Origin of the sequence: Nocardia sp. NPDC050378, from assembly GCF_040655675.1 — a bacterium.
Taxonomy (GTDB): Bacteria; Actinomycetota; Actinomycetes; order Mycobacteriales; family Mycobacteriaceae; genus Nocardia; species Nocardia coubleae.
This window is the reverse complement of sequence record NZ_JBFAKI010000003.1, coordinates 347989-358037: the sequence shown is the minus strand read 5'-3', so window position 1 is coordinate 358037 and position 10049 is coordinate 347989. Positions and strand designations below refer to the sequence as shown.

Below are 10049 nucleotides of genomic sequence, written 5' to 3'. Positions count from 1 at the left end.
GCCGGCAAGAATCGAGAGCCAATGCAGCTCGGAAGGCAGATCGATCATAGGAGGCTACGTCACCAGCTCGAGTCCGTGAACGCTGCCATCGCCCCTCATCCCTCCAGCTGTGCCGCCCTTCGAGCACACCACAACTCGTTCGCCTCCGCAACAACACTGACAGGGATCTGCAAACCTTCGGTGACGATCGAGTGAACGTGGGCCGTCTGCCTGCCGTCCCGCCCCGTCGAACTTGACGACCCAGCAGAGCGGGCGAAGGATCGAGATCGACGGCTCGCCCGAGCGCAGGCGCGACCGACCGGCCCACGCCGAGCGGCATACAGACCTCATGACATCGAGAACGGACGCACGCAATGGAATTGAAGCCGGTGGCGATGTATCGCGAGATGTACGAGGGCACCCACGACGAGCTGCCCTCGGTGCACGACGCGCCCACCGGCACCGTGGAGGACGACCGCGAGCAGATCCTGAACTACATGCGCGAGGTCCGCGCTGTCTTCGACGTCATGGGCGAAGCGCCCGACCTGTTCACCGACGGCGTCGACATCGAGGGTGGTCCGTCACTCTACTCCGACGGCGTGTGGATCTGGCGCGAGGACTCCCTGAAATACCTCGCCGAACAGCCCCTGGTCCTGCCCGCCGAATTCATCGAGCGCGTGCGCTCCTTCGACTACGTCCCCCAGCAATTCGACACCCGCGACCCCGACTTCGACGCGGCATTCCTGTCCTACTTCTGAGGAGAAACAGTTGACGGACTTCCGAACCCGGACCCCCGACGAGGTCGCCGACCTGAGCAGCCGGCTGCGCACGCTCGACTGGTCCTGGCAGCTCGACGAGATACCCGCCATCGCCGAGCGATTCGGTTGGGACGTGGTCTCCACCGACGAGGACTGGGCCATGCTCGACACGGGATTCGGCCTGGCCAGCGGCAAGGTCTTCGCCGACGACGGCGAGGTCGAGCGCATCCAGGTCGGCCTCAGCACGATCGGCCCCGACACGAGCGAAACCCGCGCGCTGGTCCAACAGGCCTACACCGCGATGACCGCCCGCCTGGCCGCCGACCTCGGCGCCCCGAGCGCGGAGATCACCGATGACCCTCGCCAAACGCGTTGGAGCGGTATCGATTCGACATTGATCCTCGAAGAGCTCGACCGTTCCCTCACCTTGACGCTGGCATCCAACGACTGGCTCGATCTCTTCGACGAAGCCGGCCGACTCTCCCAGCAGGGTCGGCTGTGAACGACTGGCCGAGCTTCGCCGAACATCTGACCGCCGAGCTGGGCGAACTTCCCCTTGGCGCGCGGGTGATCGTGTTCGAACCCGAACCGGCCCGCGTCCGCCGATTCGTGCAGTTCGCCCGTGACGCCGAAGTGCTGTCGGTTCAGTTGATCGGCGACAAGTACCTCGACCCTGATCGACGGCCGGGCCCCGCCGGATACCAGGCGCTCACCGAGGGTGGGTGGCATCACCCCGACGTCGACAACGGACACCTGTGGTGGGTCGACTTTCCCGCACCGATCACCGGGGCGAATTGTCGCCGCGCCGCCGAACTCACCGTCGTCGGCCTGCGCGACGGCTACGGCATCACCAACCCCACCGAACTCGCCTACGACGCCTGGCTGGAGACCCCCACCCGCCTGCCCCTCACCCTGCCGGCCCTCGCGCTCCCCCGCCAACCGATGCCCTGACGGCGAGCAGGGCCGCGGTTACTTCAGCCCGTCCCGGTTGCCCTGTTCCATCTTGTCGATGTAGGCCGCGCTCTCGGTCTGGCCGTCGGCGAAGTCGTTCATCGAGGTGGCCAGGGTTTCGACGTTCGTGGTGACGTTGGTGCGGGAGGAGCCGTAACCGTCGTCGCCGCCCGGGCCGTTGTAGAAGCCGTCGCCGAGTTTGTCGCTGCCCCACACGTTTCCGCGGGCATTGAGGGAACTGTTGAGGGTGGTGAGGATATCGGTGACCTGATCGCGGACACCGCGTGATTTGTTGGCGGCGGCACGGAAATTGTCCGCGTCGTATTCGAATTTACCCATCGCTTCGGTCCCTTCACGAGGCTGGTTCGAGCACACCACAGCCGATGCGCGTGTGCAACAGTTAGGCGCTGGCCTCCCAGTGCGACTCCACCCGTGCCATCAGGCGGTCGATCGAGCGGTCGATCTCGACGGCGAGGTCGGCGCGGGTCATCGGTGTGGCGCTGGGGTTCTCGCGTGGCAGTTCGATCACATAGCGACCGTCGTCGGGCAGGTCACGCCACAGCAGGATGTCGCGCTCCATGCCTCGGGATCCGAACATCGACTGGTTCTGCAGGATTTCGATCAGCCCGGTCCGTTCGGCCTCGGTCTCGAAGAAGGCGGCGCTGCGGGTGGCGAGCCCGGTGTCGGCCTCCTCGAAGATCAGCGACGAGCGCGACTCGGACTCGGACTGTCCGCTCTGCGCACCGACCAACGGGATGATCCCCGACTTGCCCGCGTCCACCGCGGGCATGCGCTCGAGAATCGCCTCGGTCAGCCCGTGCGGGCCACACTCGACCAGGGTGTAGCCCGAACTGTGCCACGAGGTGATCCCCGGCTTCTGGTACACCAGGTAGCCGCGCGCTCCCGCCCGTGCCGCACGCGCCTTGATCATGTACTTCGGGTCCTGCGACGCACGGTCGTTCCACCCGCGCAAACGCACGTACACCTGCGGCCGCGCGAGCACATCGATCGCCGTGTGCAGTTCGCCGTCCAGCCTCTCCGACAATCGCTGCCACGCTTCGTGTTTGCGCTGCTCGAATTCGTTGGAATCCTCGATTTCGGTGACAAAAGTGAGCGGGCGCGGCATCGACCCGCGAATCAGGCGCTGCCACAGCATATAGAACTCGGTGTCAGTGAATTCCCAGGTCCGCGTCATGACCGGTGCTCCGCTGAGGCGTGCTCGAGGTCAGCATTTCCCTCGGCGGTGATGACAGCCTCCTCGACGATGTCGGCAACCGCGGGCGCGACGATTTCCGAACTCGCGGCCACGATGGGCGTGATGACGTCGGTGAGTGAGCCGAGGTTGCTGAAATCGGGCAGCGACGCACGCGGGAAAGCCTCGGCGGCGCGTGCTGACTCGGTCGCCGGTTCCGTCGAGTCGAGCCCGGCCGCCGGAGTCGCGACGGCAACCGCGGGGTCGATCGTCAGCCCGATCGCGCGCGCGGCGTCGGCCAATTCCGGATTCTGGGACATCAGCGCCGCGAATTCGGGCGAGTCCGAGATCGCCGCGCGAATATCGGGCACCTGTGTCAGCGCCTGCGTCAACTGGGTCAGATCCGGCGTGGTGGAGGTCAGATCGATGCTTGACAGCGCCTGGACCAGCGACGGCAACGCTTGCGTCATCGAGGAGACGATCCCGGAGATCGCCGAGATCATCGAGGACATGTCCGAGCTGCCGCCCGTCGCCCCCGTGGTCGAACCGGAGCTGCCCGAACCCGATCCACCCGCACCAGTGTTCTTGTTGGTGCCGTTCTGGTTACCGGAGCGGTCCTGCCCCTGCGCGCCCTGCCCGTTCTGTTGGCCGAGCAACTCAGCGCGTTGCTCTTTCAGAGCGTCGAGCGCCTGGCGCTGTTGTTGTTCGGCGGCGCTCTGATTCCCCGCGCCACTGTTGCCTGCTCCGCTGTTTCCGGCACCGTTGTTCCCGCCGGAATTGTTGCCACCACCGTTGTTTCCGGCGCCATTATTTCCGGCGCCATTATTTCCGGCGCCATTATTTCCGGCACCGTTGTTTCCGGCGCCGTTGTTCTCCCCGTTCTTGTCCGGGTCTTTCTTCTCCGGCTGTGGTGGCGGCGGACCGAGCTCCCCCTTCGGCGCCGCGGGCTGCGCGGCCACGGGGAACATGCCCTGCACCGCTTCGAAACCGTCGTAATAGTGCTTGCGATACAGCGCTTGAATCTCACCGACGTCGTCACAGGTTTCGCCGTCGGCGGGCGGCGGCATCGACGCCGCGGTCGCGTGCAGGAAGTCGGCGGTGTATTGCACCGCCGAGTGCATCATCAGGAAGCCGTCACGCAACGACCCGAGAGACCGAACGAAATCCTGCACCGCGGTGAACGCGGCCTCACCGCCCTTGCTCTCCCAGTTGGTCGTGGTGATCGTGCGCACCGCGGTCTGGAACGTCGTGCCCACCTTGTCCACCTGGTCGGCGAGCACTTTCCAGGTCGGCACCTCGGCCGCGACCTGGGACCACTGGATCCGCCTGCCGAGGTCCTGCAGATCGGTCCACGACATGCTCGCGGGCTCGCGCGCGTGGAACTTGAAGACGTCGGCGCCCTCGGCCTGGGCCAGCGGCGGGTTGGAGCTCGGCTTCTTGGCCACGTCGATGTCGTCGTCGTGCACCGTGTAGTTGCCGCCCGGAGTCTGGTAGTCCGGCGGCAGGTAGCGCGGTGCCTTGGCGGCGAGGTCTTTCATGTTCACCGCGGGCGGTGAGGTGGACACCTGACCCAGCTCGGTCTTCTTGTCCTTCAGCGCCGCGAGCTCACTGGCCGAGAGCGAATCGTTGCCGGTGTAGGTCTCGCCCGCCGCCTTGAACATGTCGCCCATGTCGTGCAGCGAATCGATGAAACGGTCGACCGAGTCGTAGGCCTGCCGGGTCTCGTCGATGAACTTGGTGCGCAGCGGCCCCGCGTGCACCTGATCGCCGCCGAGGGCATCCACGCTGTAATTGTTGAGAGCGCCGGGCTTCAGCAGCTCCTGGCATCCCTTCAGCACGGCGACGACATCGCGGCAGGCATTGGCAGCCTGCAACGCGGCACCGGTTTCGATCCGGATGCTCGCCTTGCCCGCGGCCCCATCCCACGGAGTCTTCTCTCCCACGCCCAGCTCCTCGATGCACCCAACGCCGACGCGGGACATCCCACTCGGCCGGAACCTCCGAAGCTTAGCCACCGCAATGTAATCTGCCCAGCCCCAGCATCTTCCGGCTACCATGAATTCTCGCGTCTGTCACCGAAACCGCCGCGCGCGTCGGTGGCGCACATCCGCCAACGAGACGGCCGATGCGCAGATCTGCACGCACCCACGACGGAGGTCACCGATCTGTGACAGACTCGATCGAAGCACTGAAGGCCGCCCGGGGCCACGCTCGAACGATTGATGGGGCCAGATTGACGTCGCGATGGAACTGCTCATGACCGACCTGAGTAGCCTCGAACGGCGCGTTGCGGCGGACCGCGCCAACACCAGAAGCCAAGCCCCGGACGACTACCTCCGCCTGGCGGGTTCGCTCACCGAACTGGCCCAAGGTCTGCTCGCAACCAGAGACGACCCGTCGGGACGCGACCGCACCGCAGAGGCTCTCGAGCCCGCCCAGGAAGCGGTGGCGATCCGGCTGCATTGGCTGGTCGAGGGTTATGTCTCCTATGAATACGCGGGCGCGCTGCAGGACGCGCTGCGCTTGTTCGAGCAGGCGACGCGGCTGGTCGGGCACCGCCAGCTCGCCACCAACACCATCCGCAGCGCGTGTTCGGCGTATCGGCAAGTGGCACAGGACTATCCGGACGTGCAGGCGATGTGCGCCGACGGGTTGTCCAAGTGCGGCGTGTGGTTGATGCGCCTCGATCACGAGGCGGCGGTGGCTGCCACGGAGTCGGCGGTGCGGATCCGGGCCGCGATGTACGCGCGGGCACCCGAGCAGCCGGGCAAATACCTGGCCAGCCTGAGCACGCTGTTGCGGACGCTGATGGTCGGGCGCTCCCGCAAACAGGCCATCGCCAGCTATCGCGCGCTGTACTCGGAGGTCACGTCCTCGGCGAGCACGGCGCAGCTGCGCGAAACCCGGATCGAGGACCTCGATCTCACCCTGAAGACCACCCAGGCACTGCACAAGCTCGGCGCTCCGACGCTCGAGCGCGCCGGCCGGTTGACCCAGCAGCAGATCCTGTACCAGTCGGGTGGCGACCTGGCGACCATCGACGAAATCAACTGGCGCCTCGCCCTTGTCGGCCTCAAGCCTTTGGCCGCCGGTGCCATGCCGGAGCCGCCGTCGCGGCCCGTGGAAATCACCGCGACCTACGGCGCGATCGCGGTGCGCTGCTCGGCGCCCGACGCACTGGAGCAGGTTCGGACCGCTGTCACCGCCGCCTTCGCCGCGCACGGCGCCACTCCTGTCGACGCGGGCCGGTTCGCCGGTGTGCACGAACGGCATTGGGGCGTCAAGGAACCGAAGGTCAACCCGGACACCGAACTCGGCGCCGATGTGGTGCTCGTCGAGAAGGCCTCGGGCAGCTGGGTTTCGGTGAAGAGCCTGAACTGGGAGATCGGCGCACTCGGCAAACACCCCCTGGCTGTCGCGTTGTCGGCGAAGTGGCCGGTGCTGACCGTCGCCACCATCGAGAACATCTCCTACGAGCTGTGCCTCTACGACAACGGCGTGGCCACCCAGTACGCCGCCCTCGGCCGCCCTGCGGGCCAAGCCCCACTCGACACCCCCCTGGCCCCCCTCGACTTCGCCACCCTCGCCGACTACGGCGCCGACTACGCCTCCGAAACCCAGGTCCGCGCGGCCTTCGGCAACGCGGCGATGTTCGCCAAGGTCACCGAACTACCCGGCAGCGGCATCCGCCAAGCCGCCGAAAAGGGCCCCCTCACCGACTACGGCCCCGACATCCTGTTCTTCGGCAAGGACTGACACACCGAAGCCGCTGCCCTCCAGACATCGAGGGCAGCGGCTTTTGTGTGTTCAGGAATTGCGGTTCGCGTCTCGTTTGATTCGGGCGGCGCTGCCGAAGCAGGCTGCCGCCGTCACCAGCAGGCCCGTGGTGATCGCGCTGGTGAAGCCGCTCGGCTCCATGTCGAATGCCGAGAACATCAGAATGAACAGGCCGAAGCCCACCAGTGCCGCAATTCCCCCCATGAATAGATTCTTACGTTGCTGCACTTGCTCGTCCGTCATACCGGTAAAACTATCGGTCCAGGGCGGGAAATGTAAACCGCAGCCGGACAGCGCTTTTCGTAATTCCCGGATCGTTCACAACAATGGATTGCACCCCGATTACCGTTGATTCGGGTCACCCGGCATGATCGATAGCTGTGCGAGTACTGCTGCAGCGTGTGACCACCGCCCAGGTAACAGTCGACGATCAGGTCGTCGGCCGGATCGACCCGGCCGCGACGGGCGTGCCGCACGGCCTGCTCGCGCTGGTCGGCGTCACCCACACCGACACCGAGGACATCGCGAAAACACTGGCGGACAAGGCTTTCCGGCTTCGTATCCTCGAAGGCGAGCGTTCGGCCGCCGACCTGAACGCGCCGATTCTCGTTGTCAGCCAGTTCACCCTCTACGCCAACACCGCAAAGGGACGCCGCCCCTCTTGGAACGCCGCCGCCCCGGGCCCGGTCGCCGAGCCACTGGTGGATATTTTCGCCGACACTCTGCGTGACCTGGGTGCCACCGTGGCCACCGGAAAATTCGGCGCCCACATGCACATAGACCTGACCAACGACGGTCCGGTCACCGTCCTGCTCGAAGGCTGAACTAATTGTCACCAGGCCGGTACGGGATGCCGTCGGCGGCGGGGGCGACGGCTTTTCCGATGAATCCGGCGACCACGACGAGAGTGACCACGTAAGGCAGCATGCCGAGGAATTCGGTGGGGATCGGGTTGCCGGGCATGGTGTTGAGGAACCGTTGCAGGGCGCTGGAGAAACCGAAGAGGAGGGCGGCCCACAGGGCGCCGACGGGGTTCCAACGGCCGACGATCATCACCGCGAGCGCGACGAAGCCGAGGGCCGCGGTCATGTTCTTGCTGAAGGCCACATTGTTGGCGATGGTGAAGAACGCGCCGCCGAAACCTGACAGCGCACCCGCGCAGGTGACGTTCCAGAACCGCAGCCGGTTCACGTCGATGCCGGCGGCGTCGGCGGCCGCCGGGTGCTCCCCGACGGCACGGGTCCGCAGCCCCCACCTGGTGTGGAACAGCAGGTAGGACAGCCCGAACACACAGGCCAGCGCCACGTAGACGAAGAGGTTCTGGTCGAAGAGGACCGGGCCGAGGATCGGGATGTCGGTAAGGAAGCCGAGGCCGATGTCGTGCAGGAATCCGCCGATGCGCGGCACCGTGCTCGGCTGGTTGAGTGAATGGTCCATGCGCATGAGCCGCTCGAACAGGAACCCGGTGAGGCCGAGTGCGAGCAGGTTCAGGATCACACCGGTGACCAGCTGATTCACCTCGAAACGGGTGGCCAGCCAGGCCAGCAGCAGCGTGGATATCATGCCGCTGAGTACTGCCGCGAGGATGCCGACATAGGGGTTGCCGGTGATCGAGGCGAACAGCACGGCGGTGAAGGCGCCTGCCAGGAACTGTCCTTCGATGCCGAGGTTGATGACACCGGACCGCTCACACACCACCCCGGACAGGGCGCCGAAGATGAACGGCAAGGCCAGGAACAGCGTGGTGGCCAGCACGAACTCCACCGGGAACCCGACGCCGGGCGTCACCACCCAGGACAACACCGCGATCACCAGCGCGGTCGCCGCCACCCCGACGATCACCCCGTGCATGCGCGCACTCACCGCCCGCGCGAGCATCAGCACTCCGAGCAGCACGGTGAGCACCGCGAGAGTCACAACGATGCCGAAAGTGCCGACGGTCCAGCCGCTTTCGACGGTCTGATCCAGACGGAACGTGGTGGCCCGCCCGTCGGGCATCCACAGCAACGCCGCGACGGCGAGCACCGCCCCGAGCACGACGAGCACCGCCCCACCCACCGGGTGACGCACGGTCTCGGTCACGACGACCGATTTCGATTCGGTGACAGCGGTACTCACCAGCCCCTCGCTTCCAGCGTGTTGAGCCCACCGCGCGGAGTGCGCAGGTGCAGCAGGGTTTTCACCAGGGCGGGCGCGGCGATGAACAGCACGATCACCGCCTGCAACAGCGTCGACATCTCCACCGGGATGGCGGGCTGCATGTGCAGCGTGCCCGACTTCAACGCACCGAACAGCAAGGCCGCCGCGACGATCCCACCCGGATGCGCCCGCCCGAGCAAGGCGACGGTGATGCCGTCGAAGCCGAACTCGGCAACCGTTCCGGGGTTGACCGTGTACGGATTCAACCCGAGCACCAGCGCCCCGCCGCCGATCCCGGCCAGCGCACCCGACACCCCCATCGTCGTGATGAACGTACGCCCCATGTCGATGCCCGCCGTCTGCGCCGCGTGCGGATTCGCCCCGACCGCGCGGATCCGGTACCCGAAGGTCGACTTGCGCAGCAGCCACCAGATCCCCGCCGCCAGCGCCAACGCGATCAGCAGGCCGACACTTACCCGCAGCCCCGACCCCGCCCAGCCGAGGAGACGGGGCAGCCGCGCCGAGATATCGACCGGCTTGGACACCAGCTCCTGGGAGGTCAGCGAGTGGATGAAGGTGGTGCTCAGCGCCCAGAGCAGGAAATAGGTGGCGATATTGTTCAACATGATCGACGAGATCACCTCGTGTGCGCCGGTTTTCGCCTTCAGCACACCGGGAACGGCACCGAAGATCCCGCCCGCGAGCGCACCGGCGGCCAGCGCGAGCGGCACGTGCAGCAGCGGCGGCAGATCGATCGCGAAACCGACGATCAAGGCACCGAGCATGCCGAAGATGAACTGCCCGTGCCCACCGATATTGAACAATCCGGCCCGGAACGCCAGCCCCACGGCGAGCCCGGTGAAGATCAGCGGGGTGGCGTAGGTGAGCGTCTCCGAGATCGGGCGTAGCACCTGGGCGAGGGTGGCCGTGCCGTCGAAGAACTCCTGCAGGCGGCCGATGTCGAGGACGGCGCCCTCGAACAGGTCACGGTAGGCCGTGCTCACCGCCTGCCAGGAGAAACTCAGCGCGTCGGAGGGCCGGTTGAGGAAGTAGCCCCAGGCCCGGCGCACCGACGGATCGGAAACGATGATGAGCAGCGCGCCGATCGCGAAGGCGAGCAGCAGCGAATAGATGGTCACCATCACGCTGTTGGCTTCGGTCAGATACCGGGTGAAGGTGCGGCCGAAACCTGGTCTTTCGGGCCGGGGCGATTCGGTCTCCGGCGCGGTGGTCGTACTCGGCATGGGAATCCT

Annotated in this window: 11 protein-coding genes; 5 read left to right on the top strand and 6 right to left on the bottom strand. The window is 66.3% G+C overall.

Features of this window, described 5'->3' with window-relative positions; genetic code table 11:
- Positions 1–353: 353 nt before the first annotated feature.
- From AB0I35_RS09295 to AB0I35_RS09285, 3 genes are read left to right on the top strand one after another with little or no spacing between them, the layout of a single operon-like run.
- Positions 354–737: a hypothetical protein gene (locus tag AB0I35_RS09295; protein ID WP_357395297.1), complete on the top strand. Its 384-nt coding sequence runs from the start codon at positions 354–356 to the stop codon at positions 735–737.
- A gap of 10 nt (positions 738–747) precedes the next feature.
- Positions 748–1239, top strand: a complete 492-nt coding sequence (locus tag AB0I35_RS09290; protein ID WP_357395296.1) for a DUF6301 family protein — start codon at positions 748–750, stop codon at positions 1237–1239.
- The gene (locus tag AB0I35_RS09285) at positions 1236–1688 is read left to right on the top strand and encodes a hypothetical protein (RefSeq protein ID WP_357395294.1); all 453 of its coding nucleotides are present in this window, start codon (positions 1236–1238) and stop codon (positions 1686–1688) included. The genes AB0I35_RS09290 and AB0I35_RS09285 overlap by 4 nt, the downstream gene beginning before the upstream one ends.
- 18 nt (positions 1689–1706) lie before the next feature.
- Here AB0I35_RS09285 and AB0I35_RS09280 read toward each other — a convergent pair whose 3' ends face one another.
- From AB0I35_RS09280 to AB0I35_RS09270, 3 genes are all read right to left on the bottom strand, one after another.
- Positions 1707–2027 carry a hypothetical protein gene (locus tag AB0I35_RS09280; RefSeq protein WP_357395293.1) on the bottom strand — a complete coding sequence of 107 codons (321 nt, stop codon included), beginning with the start codon at positions 2025–2027 and terminating at the stop codon, positions 1707–1709.
- Between the two features lie 61 nt (positions 2028–2088).
- A complete protein-coding gene (locus AB0I35_RS09275; RefSeq protein WP_357395292.1) occupies positions 2089–2883 on the bottom strand; it encodes an ESX secretion-associated protein EspG in 795 nt (264 codons plus the stop codon).
- Positions 2880–4823: a hypothetical protein gene (locus tag AB0I35_RS09270; RefSeq protein WP_357395291.1), complete on the bottom strand. Its 1944-nt coding sequence runs from the start codon at positions 4821–4823 to the stop codon at positions 2880–2882. Before AB0I35_RS09270 ends, AB0I35_RS09275 begins: the two co-directional genes overlap by 4 nt.
- 313 nt (positions 4824–5136) lie before the next feature.
- On the opposite strand from AB0I35_RS09270, the gene AB0I35_RS09265 reads away from it, so the two are divergent.
- On the top strand, positions 5137–6636 hold the full coding sequence (locus AB0I35_RS09265) for a hypothetical protein (protein WP_357395289.1): 1500 nt from the start codon (positions 5137–5139) through the stop codon (positions 6634–6636).
- Between the two features lie 51 nt (positions 6637–6687).
- Here AB0I35_RS09265 and AB0I35_RS09260 read toward each other — a convergent pair whose 3' ends face one another.
- The gene (locus AB0I35_RS09260; protein ID WP_357395288.1) at positions 6688–6900 is read right to left on the bottom strand and encodes a hypothetical protein; all 213 of its coding nucleotides are present in this window, start codon (positions 6898–6900) and stop codon (positions 6688–6690) included.
- Between the two features lie 137 nt (positions 6901–7037).
- Here AB0I35_RS09260 and dtd point away from each other — a divergent pair, with 137 nt between their 5' ends.
- Complete coding sequence (dtd, locus tag AB0I35_RS09255; protein ID WP_357395287.1) at positions 7038–7481, top strand: D-aminoacyl-tRNA deacylase; 444 nt, start codon at positions 7038–7040, stop codon at positions 7479–7481.
- A 1-nt stretch (position 7482) separates the two neighbouring features.
- Here dtd and AB0I35_RS09250 read toward each other — a convergent pair whose 3' ends face one another.
- Positions 7483–8775 carry an ABC transporter permease gene (locus AB0I35_RS09250; RefSeq protein WP_357395286.1) on the bottom strand — a complete coding sequence of 431 codons (1293 nt, stop codon included), beginning with the start codon at positions 8773–8775 and terminating at the stop codon, positions 7483–7485.
- Positions 8772–10040, bottom strand: a complete 1269-nt coding sequence (locus tag AB0I35_RS09245; protein WP_357395284.1) for an ABC transporter permease — start codon at positions 10038–10040, stop codon at positions 8772–8774. The genes AB0I35_RS09250 and AB0I35_RS09245 overlap by 4 nt, the downstream gene beginning before the upstream one ends.
- Between the last annotated feature and the right edge of the window lie 9 nt (positions 10041–10049).

Bases quoted from the DNA above. Each gene is read 5' to 3' on its own strand.
- AB0I35_RS09260 (WP_357395288.1), bottom strand. From the start codon at position 6,900: ATGACGGACGAGCAAGTGCAGCAACGTAAGAATCTATTCATGGGGGGA.
- AB0I35_RS09265 (WP_357395289.1), top strand. From the start codon at position 5,137: ATGACCGACCTGAGTAGCCTCGAACGGCGCGTTGCGGCGGACCGCGCC.
- AB0I35_RS09275 (WP_357395292.1), bottom strand. From the start codon at position 2,883: ATGACGCGGACCTGGGAATTCACTGACACCGAGTTCTATATGCTGTGG.
- AB0I35_RS09295 (WP_357395297.1), top strand. From the start codon at position 354: ATGGAATTGAAGCCGGTGGCGATGTATCGCGAGATGTACGAGGGCACC.
- AB0I35_RS09245 (WP_357395284.1), bottom strand. From the start codon at position 10,040: ATGCCGAGTACGACCACCGCGCCGGAGACCGAATCGCCCCGGCCCGAA.
- AB0I35_RS09280 (WP_357395293.1), bottom strand. From the start codon at position 2,027: ATGGGTAAATTCGAATACGACGCGGACAATTTCCGTGCCGCCGCCAAC.